This window comes from Novosphingobium sediminicola, from assembly GCF_014196525.1.
GTDB lineage: Bacteria > Pseudomonadota > Alphaproteobacteria > Sphingomonadales > Sphingomonadaceae > Novosphingobium > Novosphingobium sediminicola.
In genome coordinates this window covers 19608-36894 of record NZ_JACIDX010000028.1, presented here as the reverse complement: position 1 = coordinate 36894, position 17287 = coordinate 19608, and the positions used below count along the sequence as shown (strand labels likewise).

The window sequence follows — 17287 nt, the reverse complement described above, 5'->3', positions numbered from 1 at the left end:
GACGTTGGGCTATGTCAGTCCTATCGACTTCGAACGTCAGGCTGGGGTAGCCTAAGGAAGCTTATCTCGGTGTCCATCAAACCGGCAGCACCTCAGTCCGGTCACGCGGAACCTCAATGTCAATCTTGCCCGTCCCGGTTGCAACCGTCTTGCGCCCATAGCCATTGCGACTGTTCTCGGCTTCCGCATCTCCGCCAAGATGGTAATCCATCTCGGCACTTAAGGCGCGTTCGGCCAGTGCCTTCTTCAAGGTGTTCATCCAGTCGGGCGAGTTCAGCGCACTGGCGGCGTCCATCCCTCCCAGCAACTGGTCCAGAAGGTCATCGGGGATCGAAGGGGCTTTGCGTCGTGCCATAATTGGGGATCTTTCTACCCATTATGCCGCCCCGTACACGGAATTCCTGACACTCCCGTGACGAACTGCTCAACGAGACGCTGTTTCTCAACATGGATCATGCCCGCGTCCAGATTGCGGCCTGGGTAGAGGATTACAACCAGGAACGACCACACTCATCCCTTGGCTACGAAACTCCGGCGGCGTTTGCCGCCAAACTGCATAAGCAATGGCCTGCTGCGCTGCGCCCTACGGGCTCCGCTCCACAGGCCATTGCTTCAAACGCGCTCATGCGCAACAAAGCTGCTGGCCTCTAATCCCAACTGGCGGAAAGCTGGGGGGTACGTCAGCGCCATTTGATCTTGCGATTTGACGGATTTGAGGTCGATCGACCTTCCTCCAGCGAGCAAGGCAGCGCGAAGACGTTCCGTTCTGTTGTGCTTTACCGCGACAAGGACGCCAGATTGTGGAGTGTCAGCTTCATCAGCGATATGATGCTCTGCTTAAACAGGTCGGTCCCTGCAATGCTGTTCGATCTACAATTTACCTGAACCTCGCCTAACGCAAAATCAGCCTTAGGATCCGTGGTGACACGAAATTCGATATGATCTTCATCTTGGCGCAAAATAAATGGAAGATTGATCACTTCGATGGCCAGATCGTTGTGGCTTATGCGATGAAAGGCAATCTTTTTTTTGCCGCTCCGAGCCAGGATTTCGAGATGACTGTGGCCGGCATGGCGCCCCTCAGGAATCGCGATGTGTAATTCATAATTACCCCTCTTTAATGGAACATAGGGGCCGAACAGCAAGCGGCCACCAGCGGCCTGCGTGCGCAGAAGGCCATCCTGTCTTACACCGACATGGCTGCTGAATGGAGGCTGCGCCGCTTGGAAATGCAGGCTATATGGGCTGACCATGCCAGTTGCGCGATGATGAATGGCAATATCCTTCACCACGATAAGCGGCACGCCCGGTGCTTCAATTACGATTTCGAACAATTTGCCAACATCGTCTCTGATGTCGAAATCGATAGTAATCTTTTGGCAACTTGTGTCGCACAGTGCCACCCATCGGCGAGCAAGAATGATCTGCCCGCTGTCCAGCGTCGCGCGCAATTCCAGCAGCCCTTTGCCGTCGAATCGGTGTAGATTGATCACTGCAGTAAACTGTCCACGGGGCAAGGTGTCGTATGGGCCATGCACTAAGAGCCCTGCACGGCCCATTGCCATTAGGGCGCCATGCGCATGTTCGCCGATCTCGGTGCTTAGTGCGCTAGCGTTGTAGTGGCGCGGAAAAGGAGCGTCGGCAGGGTTGATGGCGATTCTGGCCCGTTCGCGCAGTACGGAATGGCGTTGTTCGGCAGCAAGGGGGGCTAGCGTCTTCCAGTCTTCTTCCGGGATACAGTGAATTTTCTTTATGGGGTTCTCGAAATCTTTGACATATTTATCAAAAATGCAGCTCGCCTTGACCAAATCACATATTACAAAATTGTCGAATAGTATATCTACAGAAAGGTCAACATCCCTGAGGTCATTGTGGAAATTTAAAATTAAATGAGGAAAAAAATTCAAAAGAGCGTGATATGAAATGTGCTGTTCTACTGCCAGCCGAGTAATCATTCGTCGTTCTTGATGATTCGAGTAATCTGCGCAATCATGCGTTTTGTAGTGTGTGGCATCCGCAAATGTGGCCAAGGGCACGTTCCAAAGAGCTCTTACATCTTCGATCAGGCCAAAATGGAACCAGTCACTATAATGAAATGGCATTCGTTCATAAGTGTAGGGGTTAAGCGTGTAGAGATAGGAGATCAAAACCCGTTGCTGCAATACGCGGGCTTCTCCGTTGGGCAAAAGGTTTCCTTCTGCCCACTGATCGATAAAGTTTTTGTTGGTAAAAATTAGATCACTTCGCGTTCGCAATACGTGCGTTCCGCTTGCGACGGCCAATCCTGCCTGAGCCGCAACGATCTGTAGGTTGACGTTGTTCAGTCCTGGAGAATCCGTCTTGATCGGCGGTAAAGGCAGGCCGCCATCTGCCTGTACAACCTTGTCGCATATGGTCTTGATTACGCCGAGGGCTGTTCTAGCTAAACCACTCTCCGTGGCGGGTGCATTCAGTACCAGCCCTGCAGGATTCCCGTCTGCGCGTGTACCATCGATGATGTCCAGCGAAGAGATGGACAAAATGATTTCAGCTTGCGGAAAAAGGTCCCGCCAGTGCCGGCAATAGTTTGCTGTCTGCACGATATTGGCGGCGCTGACCCCACCCTGCAGCACAATGCTTAATGCCCGACCGGTATCCGGGTCAAACAGATTGTAAGCAGAGGTGGACGCTTCGTTCGTCATCGGATCACCAATTTGCACTGAAAAGCACGAATATCAGGCCAGCAAGGCTTCATATTCGGCCGGTACGCCGCAAAATATTACTTCTGAAGGCTCAATCTCCTGATAATGAACGGCGCCTCCAGCGGCTATTATGTGATTATAGAGCGGCGCAACAAACAACTCCTTAGCCGAAGGAGCCGCCCGTTCTGTCGCTAATGCCGCACGAAAATCCCCCGCTCGCTCGAAATGATAAAGACCGGTGCAGCACAAATTGGAAATCGGCCGCTTTTCTGCTACTTCAATGACCAGATGATCGCCATCTGACGCTGGCCGGACGTAAGACCAATTGTCGCCGCTGCCGCGGAAAACTTCAAGGTAACCGGCTGATCCTTGCATCCACGCGGCTTCCGGGAATGCAAATCCCGGCCGGAACGTGTCAATGTTAAAGATCGTGAGCGCGGCGCTATCTTCGACATTCCCGCTGTCGAGACCGAGTTGGACGGTTTCGGCCTGCCCATCTGTTGGGCCGTCCAGAGCCACTATGGTGAAATCAACAATGCCCAGTGCCTTGCAGCGCTCCGTCACGAAAGCCAGAGTGCCCATGACATCGCGCACGACTAATAGAAAAGGGTGGGTTGCAAAGTAGGCGGAAAAGCTCTCGATCGCATGATCGAAGACGGGCTTGCCGTGCAGGGGCAGCATATATTTGGGTTGAGGGTAGCCGGCCTCAGTGAAGCGCCGCGACAGGCCAGCCATGGGAATGATAATCATGTCAGTTACGTTCCTTGAACAGGCGCAAAGCATTGGCAATGAAGGCTTGCTGGCGATCGGGCCGATCGGCGTGCAGGGGCAGCATTGAGAGGAAAAGGCCGGTCATGACGGCATGCACCTCATCGCTGCCCACGCGTTGCCCCTGAACGGTGATATCGCCAAAGGCCTCTTTGAGCCACAGGCGCGTGGGGGTATCTTCAAATTCAAGGTTGAAATCATTGGCAGAGCCGCGTTCGCAACGATAGCGGCCACCGATGATCAGGTCGTATTGGCCAATTGAGGAATGAGCCAGCTTTGCCATATCGTAGCGCGTGTCTCCATAATGGCTAAAAACATTCTCCTGAGCGAAGCCGCGCGGATCAATCACGCGAACCCGCCGGGCACGCGTATTGTAGAAAATGTTGCTGAAACAGAAATCCCCGTGCATCGCTCGCTGTGGGTGCGGTGTGTTAAGATCAATGCGTGCCTGAATCTGCTCTGCAATGTTCAACAGTGAGGGCAGAGGCGAACTATCCAGCATCGTCGGCGCGTTGATGTCAAAGCCTGTTTCGCGAGCAAATCTTTCAAGCCGATCATACATATTGTTGGTCAACAACCGCAATGTGGTGTTGTCCATCGCGCCGCTTTCCAGCGATGCACAGGTTTCCAGAAAATCGCCGCAGGCATTGACCACGCGCGTCCAGCCTGTCCGACCGATGCTGCCAAACAGATACAGCTCGGACAGGGTGAGCATATATTCATATTCTGTTTCGTAGAACGGTCCGTCCGGCCCTTCTCCGCTGTCGACCACGCGGCTGCAGTAAGGCAGCAGCGCTGGCGGCGCATCAGCGAGCCAGTGGGTTTCTGCGCGAATTTTCTGCGCATTAGACGCACTGGATTTGCGCACCACATGCTGGCCGATCTGCACATCGTTGAAGGCGCGCGCAGTGGATGCATAGCGCCGCGACTGGAAGAATGTCTGGATATGCCCAAAGTCCAACCAATGGTCGACTTTGCTGGCGCGCAGTGGGCGCTGGCGGGCGTATTCCTGAAGCCCTGCAATGAAATCACCGTGAGACATTACAATAGAGCGCAGCAGCAACGAACACGAAGAGCAGGCAAAATAGCCGCTGGCTACGAGCCTTTCTCCACTGTTTATATTGCCTTGCGCGGTACACAGTTTGGTAACGAAATCGCCTTCTACCACGACGTCCGCCCACTGATAATCGTCGGCACTATTGGCAACCGCAATGGCATCACTGGCTTTGGGTATATCGCGGATTAGCGTGTCGCCATGCAGAATGCGTACGGGTCGATCACTTACTCCGATGTAATTGAAAGCGTAAACAACGGCTTCGCCAAGGGTCAGGCCTTCGGGCATCTGTACAATCTGTACACCGCGATCTCGCAACCGCCGCAGGTCCTCTACGGGAGGTGTATACTGGGCGGGAAGAGCGAGAAAAACGCGCTGATCCAGGCCGATTGCGTCCAATTGCATCTCATAGAGGCGTGCATGACCGACAGGAATCATGGACGGCGGCAATTTGCCCAGTTCCATGGCAAGTTCTTGCTCGACATACGCGCCCGACATGATCAACCAGAGCGGCGCCTCGGAATGCTGGGGCGGCGTGGCAATCAATTCCTCAGGTTTCACTGGGGATCTCCTTCACCCAGCAGAACGGCGATTTGCTCACGGCTCATCGAGACGAATTCATCAGGGCGGATGGCTCGGTCATCGACATAGAAGCCCTCGGTTCCGCACCAAGGCTTGCCGACATGAAGTTCGTCATAGGGAATGTCATGAAATTTCAGCCAGTCGAGTATCACCGGCACCGTATGTGCGGTGATCTTGCCAACCGAATTGCTATGTGTACGCATGTTGCGGGCGGTCTGAATCACGATTTCGAAACCGGCTTCGCGATATTCCCTCAGCCGCATTACCACATCTGCATTTGGCGTTTTCTCATGGTAGCCCTTGCCTGGTTCATCGATGGTGATCGTTCCATCCAAATCGATCACTAGTCTTTTCATCACAAACTCCTGAACATCCAGATCAAGGTGGCAGCGCCTTGCTAGGCGCCTTGCCCAAAAAACATTACATTATTGGGGCTGGTTAGCCTCTTCGGTTGCCAGCCTCTTTAAATGTACGCGCATCTCCAATACCAGCAATACCAGCATGCCAAGGCAGGTCAGCGTCATCACTATATCGAGCCAGCTCGCGGCAAAAGGCAGACCTGCGACGGGGGCATAGCCGAACAGCAGGATGCCGATGTTCATCGCAAAGATCCCCAGCCGCATTTCCGTAGGTCCCAGTCCTCCAACCGCGACGTGGAATTCCCGATCAACGATGTTACGCACATATACTTGAATCGAAAGCATGAAGAACACAATCAAGACCAGTAGCGACAGATCCATACGCACCGCCGGACACAGGCCGATACCGAAAGAAATAATCAAACTTCCGATCGTATCGATCACCTGATCTAGATAAAAACCATAACGCGGCCGTTCGATTTTGCGGACACGGGCCACCGTACCATCCAGTGAATCTCCGAACCAATGCAGCACCAGTCCGAAATTCGAAAGCCATAGCCAATTCATGCCCCATCGGCTCAAAATATAGCCCGACATCACCACAAAGGCACCGAACACGCCAAAACCGGTCAGCCGGTCCGGTGTGACCCAAAGGGGGAGGCGCGGCGCAATGGCGAGCAGTGCCCGCCGCTCGTAGCCGGCAACAAGGCTTTCATTAAACCGCTTGTCCGAGAGTTTGGAAGCATTTGTTCCGTTCATCACAGAGCAGCCTCGTCGGTACGCGAATTGTCGATCATGTGGACCTTGTGCTTGCTCGCGGCAAATTTGTCGACGTACCTTGCAATATCCCTGCAATAAGCAGCCTCGCTCATGGCGGAGGGAATCGTAGGGGTGCTGCGCATTCCGCCGACTTTGAATGTTGTTATGGCGCGTTCCCACGCATCCGGATCATCTGGCGGCAAAAGGAGAGTTTCAGTATTGGCGATTTCGCGATGAGAGGCAATGTCGGAGGCGATGGTTGGAACGCCTAGCGCATTCCCTTCGAGCACAGACAGGCCAAACCCTTCGGCATGGCTCGGACACAGCATGGCTGCCGCGCCCAACGTCAGTCGGCCCAGCGCCGGACTGGAGAGGCCTGAAGCATGATGAACATGCCGCGCCAATTCTGCATCTTTCTCAATCTCGCCCAAAATCGCTTCGGCATTGCGGCCCCGAGACCCGACGATGACCAGATGTGGCGCTCGCTCGCCCATTCGTCCCACTAACCGTCGCCAAACCTCGATCAGTAAGCCGTGGTTCTTGCGCGGCTCAACGGTAGAACAGGTCAGAAAGTAATGTCGCTCCGCCAGTCTAGGATCGGATGAACGTTGTACCCCAAGAGCGGAGGGCAGCGGGAGCCCGCGCACATGGATTGGTACATTTGCGCGACCCATATGAGCCATCGAACTGGCGATGCTGTTGCGTGCATGTGCGGTGGTGGCGATAACCAGATCGGCGTGATTAACGGCGGTTCGCACCATCTGCTCATGATGCTTGGCCGCAGATGGGGATACGAAATGCGGGTATTCTAATGGGATCGTATCATGAAGCATGAAGGCGGCGGTAATGTCTGGGCGTCGCCGCAACCAACGATGGAATGCGGGCACGGCAAGGCCGATCTGTCCGATGTTCAGATAAACTGCGCCTCGAGGAAGTGCTAAAACGGTTCGTCCCGGCGAAATCCCGGTTTGCCGCAGATGCATCCACATTCGTTGCATTTTATCGACAGCGCGCAGTGGCTTGTGCGCGGCAGATCCAACGCTCACAGCCTTTCCGCATAACGCAGCCACCAGTCCGTGCCAGCGTGGATCGGTGGCTTCATCGATCCGCTCGGCCCAAATATCATGTAGATGGTCCAATCCGCGTCGCACCATCTGGGCTTTGAAACAGCGCAGGCCCCAGGGGGTCGGTAAGATGCCGACATTAGATGTTGTATCATTAGGGAAAAAATGATTGGCCAGCGCTACATCCACACGGTCGATACCCCGTGGCGACAAGCTGAGTGGTCCAAGAAACAAGCGTGTCAAATCATAAGCGACCACGCGGGACATGATAAAAAGGCGGCTCCTAGACGGGCATCGCGGGAGAAAACCCACTTGCTTCGGGGTGTTTAGCAACACAAACACATCCAACACAAGCGGCTCGTAAGAAATTGGCAGTAAGTCAGAATGGTTACATAAATGGCATCCTGGTGACAGCCTAGGCGCCTTGACGCAACGCCACATGCCGATATGCTTGTAAGCAAAGGTCGTCATAAAATTACAGTGCTTGCGTAGGGGGCCTGCGCAGTGGTTTTTGAGTTTACCATGAGAGAACGAACTGCGTGACTTTCCAGCGTGATACGGCCGCGAAAATGGCCATCGTAGGTGCCGCCTGCCGCTTGCCGGGGGCCAAGAATGAAGCAGCGTTCCGCGACGTTCTGAACAAAGGTCTGTTTACCGTCGGTCGTGTGCCAAAAGGGCGTTGGCACGAAGAACTGGCGTTCCATCCTGGTAAGAATGCGGCCGGTTCGGCCTATACTTTTGCGGGCGGCTTCCTGCCTGATCCTTATGATTTCGATATTGGCGTGTTCGGCATGTCCCCGCGTGAGGCGGTGCAGGTCGATCCTCAGCAGCGCCTGCTGGCCGAACTGGTGTGGGAAGCGCTGGAGAATGCGCGCATCGCGCCCGCCAGCATCGCGGGCAAGGAAGTAGGCGTCTATATCGGCGTTTCCGCGCTCGATCATGCGAACCTGTTTGGCGGCGATCCCGGTGCGATCGAGAGCCACTTCATGACCGGCAACACGCTGTCGATCGTGGCCAACCGCATCTCTTATCTCTTCGACCTCAAAGGCCCCAGCTTCATTGTCGATACGGCCTGCTCGTCCTCGCTGGTGGCGGTGGAACGGGCGCTGGCCGATCTGCGCAGCGGGCGGGTTGACACCGCTATCGTGGGCGGGGTCAACATGTTGCTCTCCCCCGCCTCTTTCGTAGGTTTCAGCCGGGCGCAGATGCTCTCGCCCACTGGGGCATGCCGGCCGTTTTCGGCGCGGGGCGATGGCTATGTCCGCTCCGAAGGCGGGGTGGTTTTCGTGCTGCAACGCAGCGATGTGGCCGATCCGGGCGCGATCCGCGCGATCATCAAGGGGGCCTCGATCAATTCGGACGGGCGCACCTCGGGCATCGCGCTGCCCGGCCTCTCGGGCCAGACCAGCCTGCTTGAACGCGCCTATGCCGAGGCGGGGGTTTCGCCCGAGGATCTGGCCTTTGTCGAGGCGCATGGTACCGGAACCGTGGTGGGCGATCCCATCGAGGCGACCGCGATCGGCACCGTGCTGGGCCGACCGCGCAGCAAGCCCCTGCCGATGGGTTCGGTCAAATCGAACATCGGCCATCTTGAACCGGCCTCGGGCGTGGCGGGCATGATGAAGGCGCTGATCGCGCTCGAACAGCACTCCTATCCCGCTACGCTGCATCTGGACGGGTTCAATCCCTATATCGATTTTGCCGCGCTCAATCTGCAACCGGCCGCGCAGGCTGTGGCGCTGGGCGAAGGCATTTTGCATTGCGGCGTGTCCTCCTTCGGCTTTGGCGGCACCAATGCGCATGTCATTCTGAGCAGCGCGCCCGAGGTCGCGGCTCCCGCATCCTCGTCGGCCCTCGATGCGCTGGTTCTTTCCAGCCATTGCAAGGAATCGCTGGCGGCGCTGGCCGGCGCCTATGCCGACCGCTTGGAACAGGGCGTCGATCCTGCCGCGCTGGCCGGGGCGGTGGCCGATGGCCGCGCGCTGATGCGTCAACGCGCGGTGCTGCCGCTGGGCGATGGGGCAGTGATGGCCGCGCAATTGCGCGCGCTGTCCACCGGGGGCAAGAGTGCCCGTCTGGCCACGGGCACGGCGCTGTCGGGCGCGGTCAAGGTGTGCTTTGCCTATAATGGCAATGGTTCGCAATTCGTCGGCATGGGGCGTGACGCTTATGGCGCCAATGCCGCGTTCCGCCGGGCTTTCGATGCGGCTGATGCGGCCTTTGTTGCGCTGGGCCATGATGGTCTGGCCGAGGCGATGCTGGGCGAGGATCTGGCCGACAAGCTGGAACTGGCCGAATGGGCGCAGCCGCTGATTTTCGCCATTCAGGTAGGCCTGACGGCCGCGCTGGCCGAGCGGGGCCTGACCCCGGCGATGGTGCTGGGCCACAGCGTGGGCGAAATCGCGGCGGCCTATGCTGCGGGCATCCTGACGCTGGATCAGGCCGCGCGTATCCTGATGGCCCGCGCGCATAGTCAGGAAACCGTGCATGGCGTCGGGACCATGGCGACGCTGGCCTCTGGGCGCGCGGCCATGGCCGAACTGATCGAACGCAGCGGCATCGCGGGCATCGACATCGCGGCCAGCAACGGCCCCAATTCGATCACCGTTTCGGGCAGCGACGAGGCGATCACCGCCTTCATGCGTTTCGCGCGCAAGAATCGCGTGGCCGGGCGCCAGCTCGACATTGCCTATCCTTATCACTCGGCCCTGCTGGACAGGATCGAGGATGCTTTTCTGGCAGAACTGGGCGAGATCAGCCCGACGGCGGGCGCGGTGCCGATGATCTCGACCGTCACGGGCGATCTGCTGGCCGGGGCCGGTTTCGACAGCGCCTATTGGTGGCAGAACATCCGCCACGAGGTGATGTTCTCGAACGCGGTGCGCAAGGCGGCCGAGCGCGGGGCCAATCTGTTCCTGGAAATCGGGCCGCGCATGATCCTATGCTCGGCCATGGCGGGCACGGTGGAGGCCGCCGGATTCACGGGCCGCGCGCTGCATAGCCTGAGCGATGCGGCGGGACAGGGCGATCCTATTGCCGAGATTCTGGCACGCGCCATCGCCAACGGGCTGGACCCGCAGCCGGTGGGCGGACAAGTGGATCGCAGCATCGACCTGCCGACCTATCCCTGGCAGCGTAAGACCTATGCCTATACGCCCACTTCATCGGCGCTCGATGTGCATGGCATTGCGCCGCGCCATCCGCTGATCGGCGCGCGTCTGGTGCAGGGCGCGCCCGAATGGCGCAATGTGCTTGATGCCCAACTGGTCCCCTATCTGGCCGATCACGTCGTGGGCGGCGAGGTGGTGGTGCCCGCCACGGCGCTGGCCGAAATGATGCTGGCCGTGGCACGTGATCTGTGGGGCGAAGGCGGGGTTTGCGTCGAGGATTTCGACATCCTGCAACCTCTGGTGCTGGGCGCAGAGGAACAGCGCGAGATTTCCACCCGCCTCATTTCCGATCCGGCCAGCGTCGAGATCTGGAGCCGCCCGCGCTTCTCGCCCGACGAATGGCATATGCACGCGCGCGGCCGCATCGCCCGCGCGCCCAAATTGCGCGGCGAGGCGCCCAAGATCAGCGATCTGACAGCCGCCCATGACGATGCCGACGAAATCTATCGCAAGGCGCGCCAGAGCGACATCGACTATGGCCCCAGCTTCAGCCTGCTGCGGACCCTGCGGCGTCAGGGCGAGGAAATCCTGGAAACCACGCAGGCCGTGCCAGCGGCAGGGACGGGCGCCTATGGCAAGCCGCAGGTGCTGCATCCCGCCAGCGTCGATGCCGCCTTCCATGGCCTGTTCGATTACGTCACCGAGGGCGACGAAAACACCAAGACCTGGCTGCCCATCCGCTTTGAACGATTGACGGTGTGGCGCGAGGGGGCCGATGTCACCGATGTGACCATCGTGGTGGACAAGAGCGGCGAGCAGCTCAAGACCGTGACGCTGTGGATGCGCGATGATGCCGGGCGGACGGTGGCGCGGCTGGACAAGGCCTTGCTGCGCGCAGTGGCGCGGGTGGAAAAGCCCGCGCTTCAGGGCGTGTTCCATCTCGCCACCCCGCCTGCGGGCCTCACCACGGTCAGCCGCCCGCTGGCGCAACTGGCGCAGGGGTGGTTCGAGACGACCCAGTTGCCGGTCGCTTCGGATGGTTGGCTCTTGCTCCATGCCCATATGCGGGCCAGTGCGATCGAGACCTTGCGCGATATGGCCGGGCCTGACGGGCTGATTGACCTGCTGATGCTGCTCGATCCTCCGGCTTTGGACAAGACCGGCGGGCGCCCTGCCGAGCAGCGGGCATGGATCAGTGAACTTCTGCTCGATCTGATCAATGCGGGCGTGGTTGAACAGGAGGGCGATCAGATCCGCCTGATTGACAGCGACCATCCCGAAGCTTCGGTCATTTTGGCCAGTTGCTCTGCCGAATTCCCCGAGGCCAGCGCCGACCTTGCGCTTTCGGCGCTGGCGGGGGCCAATCTGCCCGCGATCCTGCGTGGCGAGGATGTAGCTGCGCCGCGTGCGCGCCTGCTGGTCCGCTATGAAAATGCCTCCTTGCGCCTGCAACCGGCCGTAGAGGCGCTGGCAGGCTGTGTCTCGGTGATGGCGGCGCGGATCGGGGCGGATTATCCGCGCCATCTGCATGTGGTTGTGGCTGAAAAGGATGGCGAGGCGGTGATGGCCGCCTTGACCGATCCGGTGGCTTCTGGGTTGATGAACGGGGCGATGGCAGGCCGTTTGCGCCTGTCGATTGCCGCGGCGGACAATCTGGCCGCCGAAAGGCTGGCGCGCACCATGCCGGTGGCGGGCCAGTGGGAAATCATCGATCTTTCGCAGCCGCAATCGGCCAATGCCGACGTAGTGCTACTTTGCGCCCCGGCCGAAAGGCGGATGTCGCCGCAGGAAGCCTCGGCGCTGGTCGGACTGTTGCGGGCGGGGGGCGTCTTGCTGACGGCGCAGCCCGCGATGGACGCGCTGGTCGGGTTTCATCGCGGATCGGCCCCGGTCGAAGGCGGGCAAGAGGAAGGCGTCACGCTGGCTCCCATGCTGCGCGATCTGCCCGAACTGGGTGGGGTCACTACGATGGGCCAGCTTGATGAAGGGCTGGTGGTCCATATCAGCGAACGCAAGCGCGTGATTCCGGCCGCTGGGCGGCTTTCCTGCACGCCGGTGATGGCAGCGGGGCAGCACGGAGTGCATTCGGCGCAGGTGCAGCGCGCGCTGGCCGAGGCGGGCTGGTCGCTGGCGGCGCAGGATGCTGCCGCGCCCGACCGTCTGTTCGTGGTCGAAAAGAGCGTGATCGAGGATATGGCCGCCTCGGCTGATGCCTTGCGCAAGGCGTTGTTCGCAGCGCGCGGCTGCGATGTCCGTTCGCGCCTCTGGGTTGTCGCCATGGCGCAGGGTGAACTGGGGGCCGAACGCGTGGCCGCCTTGCGCGCCTTTGTCCGCGTGGCGATGAATGAGATGGTCGAGGCCGACATTCGCTTTGTCGAAATCGGCGCGGGCGTGGATGACAAGGCGCTGGGGCTGGGTCTGAGCGAGATCCTGATGCATCCGGGGCGCGAACGCGAATTCAGCGTGACGCCGCAGGGGGTGAATTCGGCTCGGATGCTCTCGGGCCTGCCGCTGTCGGGCGAACCGGCGATGGAGGCGATGCGGCTGCATTTCCCGCGTCCGGGCCAATTGGAGAATTTCCAGTGGATCGAGGTGCCGCGCCATACGCCGCCGCCCGGCCATATCGAGGTTGAACTGGTCGCCACCGGTCTCAATTTCCGCGACGTGATGCTGGCCATGGGCCTGCTCTTCGACGACGTGCTGGATGAAGGTCTGGCGGGCGCGGTCTATGGGCTGGAATGCGCCGGGCGCGTGGTGGCGCTGGGCGAGGGTGTGCATGGCTTTGCGCTGGGCGATCTGGTCATGGGCTTTGGCCAGAACAGCTTTGCCAGCCATGCCATCGGCCCGCAGGAGGCCTTTGTGCCGGTGCCGGAGGGCGTTTCGGCCGAAGCGGCGGCGGGCCTGCCGGTGGCGTTTTACACCGCGTGGTATGCGCTGGTCGAACTGGCGCGGCTGCGCGCTGGCGAAACGGTGCTGATCCATGGCGGTGCGGGGGGCGTGGGCCTTGCCGCGATCCAGATCGCGCGGGCCGTCGGGGCCAAGGTGATCGCCACCGTGTCCAGCCCGGACAAGGCGGCGCTGGCGCGACTGTATGGCGCGGATCACATTTGCGACAGCCGTAGCCTCGATTTCGTGGACGAGGTTCGCGATCTGCATGGCGGGGCCGATGTCGTGCTCAACAGCCTGTCGGGCGAGGCGATGCGCGGATCGATCAAGGTGCTGCGCGCGCGCGGGCGCTTTATCGAACTGGGCAAGCGCGATTATGTGGCCAACAGCCTGCTGGCGCTGCGCCCTTTCCGCCGCAATCTCAGCTATTTCGGGGTGGACGTCGATCAGATCCTCGCGCTCGACCCGGAACTCACGCTGGTCGGGCTCAAGGCCATCGAGCAGGGTTTTGCCGAGGGTGTCTATATGCCTCTGCCGGTTACGACCTATCGCGCCGGGCAGATTTCCGAAGCCTTCCGCCTGATGCAATCGGCGGGCCATGTCGGCAAGATCGTGGTCAGCGCGCCCCAGCGCGACGGCGTGCCTTCGTTGCAGGCGCCGCCGTTTGCGCCGGGCAAGGGAGTGCAGCTGATCGTGGGTGGCACGCGCGGCTTTGGTCTGGCAACGGCCCTGTGGCTGGCGGGCAAGGGCGCGGAAAAGATCGTCGTGGCGAGCCGCGCCGGGGCCATCGATCCGGAAGTTCTGCCTGTGGTCGAAAGGCTGCGCGCGCAGGGCATGGTGTTCGAGGTGGCCTCACTTGATGTCACCGATGCGGTGGCGGTTGAGGCGCTGGTCAAGCGCATCACCGCGCGCCACGGCCCGCTGGGCGGGGTGTGGCATACGGCTGTGACGCTTTCAGACGGTATGCTCGAAGGGCTTGATCAGGCGACGCTGGACAAGGTGCTGGCGCCCAAGGTGCTGGGGGCCGAAAACCTCCATCACGCCACGCTGGATCAGCCGTTGGCCCATTTCGTGATGTTCTCCTCGGCCTCGGCGCTGATCGGCAATCCGGGGCAGGGCGCTTATGCGGCGGCCAATGGCTGGCTGGAAGGTCTGGCGCGGCGGCGGATGGGCGCGGGGCGTCCGGCGCTGGCGGTGCAATGGGGGGCAATTGCCGACGTGGGCCTGCTGGCCGCGCGCGGCGATACGCTGGAAAGCCTGAGCCGCATTGCGGGTGTTACGGGGATGCAGTCGGCCGATGCGCTGGCGCGACTCGACAAGGTGTTGGCGCTGGCGGGGCGGTTGACCGATCCGGTGGTGACCATTTCCGACTTTGCCGAGGCGGGGGCGCTGTTCTCCCTGCCGGTGCCCGCCTCGCCTGCCTTTGCCGGACAGTTTACGGTGCGCGGGTCTTCGGTGGCGGCCACGGGGCAGAGCCTGAGCGAGATGATCGCGGGGCTGAGCGAGGCCGATGCGCTCAAGGTCGTGGCCACGATGCTGGCCGAGGAGGCCGCGGCGATCATGCGTCTGGCGGTGGCCGATGTCGATCTGGATGCCTCGATTGATTCGCTGGGCATGGATTCGCTGATGGCGCTGGAATTGCGGATCGGGATCGAGAGCCGGTACAAGATCGAATTGCCGATGATGGCCATCAGCGCGGTCGGCAATCTGCGCGAACTGGCCCAGCGCGTGCTGGTGATCGCGCGCGGATCGGAAGAAGCAGCGCCTGCGGCTGTGCTGAGCGATGCCGAAAGCGCCCTGTTGGCCATTCATACCGGCGATGCCGGTGTGGCCGAAACCGAAATCCTAGGAGCGCAGCGTCATGGTTGATGAAACGCCGCCACGCCGGTTAAGCCGGGATATGCGCTCGGCGCTGATTGCGGGGGTGAAAAAGGCGACCGCTTCGCCCTCGGGGCTGCTGGGCGGGATGCTGGCCGGGCGCGGGCGCAAGGCGCCCAGTTTCGAAGATCTGCCCGGTTTCGAGGCGATCCGTCTGCAACAGAGTCTAGCGGGCAAGATCGGCATTCCGGTGCCTTTCTATCGCATGCATGAGGCCCGCGCAGGGGTCGATACGGTGGTCGAAGGGCGTCCTTGCGTCAATTTCACCTCCTATGATTATCTGGGGTTGAACGCGCATCCACGCATCGTGGCCGCCGTGGCCGATGCCGCCGCGCAATGGGGCACCAGCGTTTCGGCAAGCCGCCTGACTTCGGGCGAGCGGGCGTGTCACCGCGCGTTGGAGGGCGAGATCGCCAGCCTCTATGGGGCCGAGGCTGCGCTGCTGTTTGTTTCGGGCCATGCCACCAATGTGACGACCATCGGCACGATGATGGGCGAGGGCGATCTGGTGATCCATGACGCGCTTTCGCACAACAGCATCGTGGTGGGCGCGCAATTGTCGGGGGCGCATCGCGTCAATTTCCCGCATAACGATATTGAGGCGCTTGACCGCCTGCTGACGCAATTGCGCGGGCAATTCCGCCATTGCCTGATCGTGACCGAGGGCCTGTTCTCGATGGATGGCGACGGGCCGGATCTGGCCCGGCTGGTCGAGGTCAAGAACCGCCATTCGGCATGGCTGATGGTGGATGAGGCCCATTCGCTGGGCGTGCTGGGCAAGACCGGGCGCGGGCTGTTCGAATATGCGGGCGTCTCGCCTTCCGAAGTCGATATCTGGATGGGCACGCTGTCCAAGACGCTGGTGTCCTGCGGGGGCTATATTGCCGCGCCGCGCGCGCTGATTGATTTCCTGAAATATCGCGCGCCGGGCATGGTCTATTCGGTGGGCATTCCGGCCACGGCCACGGTGGCGGCGCTGACCGCGCTGGACCTGATGTTGAGCGAGCCTGAGCGGGTGGCGGCGTTGCGAACTGCGGGCGGGCATTTCCTGAACAAGGCGCGCGGGGCGGGGCTCAATGTCGGCGACAGCTGGGGGCTGGCCGTCACGCCTATCGTGCTGGGCGACAGTTTGCAGACCGTGATGCTGTCGCAACGCCTGATGGAGCGGGGCTATGCCACGGTGCCGGTGCTGCCGCCGGGCGTGCCGGAAAAGGCGGCGCGCATCCGCTTCTTTATCTCGGCGGGCCATACCGCCGCGCAGATCGATGGCGTGATCGACACGTTGGTGGCCGAAAAAGCCTCGCTTTCGCATTCGGGCATCACGCTGGCCAGCATTGCCAAGAACACGATCCTTCAGCGTTTACAGGCGCTGGAAGAGGACGAATGAGCCGAGCAGCCATCGTTACCGGCGCTTCGAGCGGGATTGGCCGCGCGGTGGCGCTCGAACTGGCGCAGGCCGGATGGCGTCTGGGGCTGGTGGGGCGGGATGAGGGGCGTTTGGCGCAGGTCGCGCAGGAATGCGGCGGCGATGTGCAGATTGGCGCAATTGACATGCGAGATACGGCCAGTTTTGCCGCATTCGTGGCGCAATTCGGTGCGGTCGACCTCTTCATCTCAAACCATGGCATTCTGGACGGCCGCCGCGATGGTGAGGTCGTGGAAAGCGGCGTGGTGGCGCAGAATGTGGTGGCGATCAATCTGCAATCGGTGATTGGGGCGATCCATGCCGTGCTCCCCGGAATGCAGGCGCGGGGGAAGGGGCAGATCGCGCTGGTTTCCTCGCTGGCGGGCCTGTCGCCCTTGCCCGATGCGCCAGCTTATTCGGCCAGCAAGGCGGGGCTGGTGATGTATGGCCTGTCGCTGCGCGAGGCGTTGCGCGGATCGGGCGTGGGGGTTTCGGTCTGTTGTCCCGGCTATGTCGCCACGCCCATGGGCGGCGAGCATCTGGGCAACCGCCCCCATGAGATCAGCGCACAGGATGCCGCGCGGCGGATTATCAAGAACGCTCTGGCCAACAAACGACTGTTCGGCTTTCCGGCCCCGCTCTGGCCAATGGCGCTGTTCTCGCTGCTGATCCCGGAAGGGCTGCTGCGCCTGTTCAACGGCGGGCTGCGTTTTACGGTGAAGAAGCGTTAGCGCGCCTTTC

9 protein-coding genes and 2 pseudogenes are annotated in these 17287 nt (G+C 60.7%); 4 read left to right on the top strand and 7 right to left on the bottom strand.

Translation table 11 applies throughout. The features are described from left to right. Positions 1-97: 97 nt before the first annotated feature. A pseudogene (locus GGR38_RS22720) lies at positions 98-355 on the bottom strand (transposase); the annotation flags it as partial. Between the two features lie 56 nt (positions 356-411). Here GGR38_RS22720 and GGR38_RS22715 point away from each other — a divergent pair. After that, positions 412-651 (top strand): annotated as a pseudogene (locus GGR38_RS22715) (integrase core domain-containing protein); the annotation flags it as partial. Between the two features lie 125 nt (positions 652-776). On the opposite strand, the gene GGR38_RS22710 reads toward GGR38_RS22715, so the two are convergent. The 6 genes from GGR38_RS22710 to GGR38_RS22685 form a co-directional block, all read right to left on the bottom strand. Continuing rightward, on the bottom strand, positions 777-2681 hold the full coding sequence (locus GGR38_RS22710) for a WavE lipopolysaccharide synthesis family protein (RefSeq protein WP_183629109.1): 1905 nt from the start codon (positions 2679-2681) through the stop codon (positions 777-779). A 33-nt stretch (positions 2682-2714) separates the two neighbouring features. Then, a complete protein-coding gene (locus GGR38_RS22705) occupies positions 2715-3431 on the bottom strand; it encodes a glycosyltransferase family 2 protein (RefSeq protein ID WP_183629107.1) in 717 nt (238 codons plus the stop codon). Between the two features lies 1 nt (position 3432). Beyond that, positions 3433-5064 carry a phosphotransferase gene (locus GGR38_RS22700; protein ID WP_183629105.1) on the bottom strand — a complete coding sequence of 544 codons (1632 nt, stop codon included), beginning with the start codon at positions 5062-5064 and terminating at the stop codon, positions 3433-3435. Further along, a complete protein-coding gene (locus GGR38_RS22695) occupies positions 5061-5441 on the bottom strand; it encodes an HAD family hydrolase (RefSeq protein WP_183629103.1) in 381 nt (126 codons plus the stop codon). The genes GGR38_RS22700 and GGR38_RS22695 overlap by 4 nt, the downstream gene beginning before the upstream one ends. A gap of 69 nt (positions 5442-5510) precedes the next feature. After that, positions 5511-6203, bottom strand: a complete 693-nt coding sequence (locus GGR38_RS22690; protein ID WP_183629101.1) for a CDP-alcohol phosphatidyltransferase family protein — start codon at positions 6201-6203, stop codon at positions 5511-5513. Further along, positions 6203-7534, bottom strand: coding sequence for a glycosyltransferase (locus GGR38_RS22685; RefSeq protein ID WP_183629099.1), 1332 nt, complete (start codon positions 7532-7534; stop codon positions 6203-6205). The genes GGR38_RS22690 and GGR38_RS22685 overlap by 1 nt, the downstream gene beginning before the upstream one ends. Positions 7535-7806: 272 nt before the next feature. Between GGR38_RS22685 and GGR38_RS22680 the strand changes: the two genes are divergently transcribed. Genes GGR38_RS22680 through GGR38_RS22670 form a run of 3 tightly spaced genes read left to right on the top strand, consistent with a single transcriptional unit; the run spans position 7807 to position 17277 of the window. Further along, positions 7807-15132 (top strand): type I polyketide synthase, encoded by a 7326-nt coding sequence (locus GGR38_RS22680; protein WP_183629097.1) that lies wholly within the window; start codon positions 7807-7809, stop codon positions 15130-15132. Then, entirely contained in the window at positions 15125-16528 is a 1404-nt protein-coding gene (locus tag GGR38_RS22675; RefSeq protein WP_183629095.1) for an aminotransferase class I/II-fold pyridoxal phosphate-dependent enzyme, read from the top strand. The genes GGR38_RS22680 and GGR38_RS22675 overlap by 8 nt, the downstream gene beginning before the upstream one ends. Continuing rightward, complete coding sequence (locus GGR38_RS22670) at positions 16525-17277, top strand: SDR family NAD(P)-dependent oxidoreductase (protein WP_183629093.1); 753 nt, start codon at positions 16525-16527, stop codon at positions 17275-17277. The genes GGR38_RS22675 and GGR38_RS22670 overlap by 4 nt, the downstream gene beginning before the upstream one ends. Positions 17278-17287 lie beyond the last annotated feature (10 nt).

What these genes read in the sequence shown, in the direction of transcription:
- GGR38_RS22690 (WP_183629101.1), bottom strand. Translation starts at nt 6,203, where the DNA reads ATGAACGGAACAAATGCTTCCAAACTCTCGGACAAGCGGTTTAATGAA.
- GGR38_RS22710 (WP_183629109.1), bottom strand. Translation starts at nt 2,681, where the DNA reads ATGACGAACGAAGCGTCCACCTCTGCTTACAATCTGTTTGACCCGGAT.
- GGR38_RS22685 (WP_183629099.1), bottom strand. Translation starts at nt 7,534, where the DNA reads ATGTCCCGCGTGGTCGCTTATGATTTGACACGCTTGTTTCTTGGACCA.
- GGR38_RS22670 (WP_183629093.1), top strand. Translation starts at nt 16,525, where the DNA reads ATGAGCCGAGCAGCCATCGTTACCGGCGCTTCGAGCGGGATTGGCCGC.
- GGR38_RS22705 (WP_183629107.1), bottom strand. Translation starts at nt 3,431, where the DNA reads ATGATTATCATTCCCATGGCTGGCCTGTCGCGGCGCTTCACTGAGGCC.
- GGR38_RS22695 (WP_183629103.1), bottom strand. Translation starts at nt 5,441, where the DNA reads ATGAAAAGACTAGTGATCGATTTGGATGGAACGATCACCATCGATGAA.
- GGR38_RS22675 (WP_183629095.1), top strand. Translation starts at nt 15,125, where the DNA reads ATGGTTGATGAAACGCCGCCACGCCGGTTAAGCCGGGATATGCGCTCG.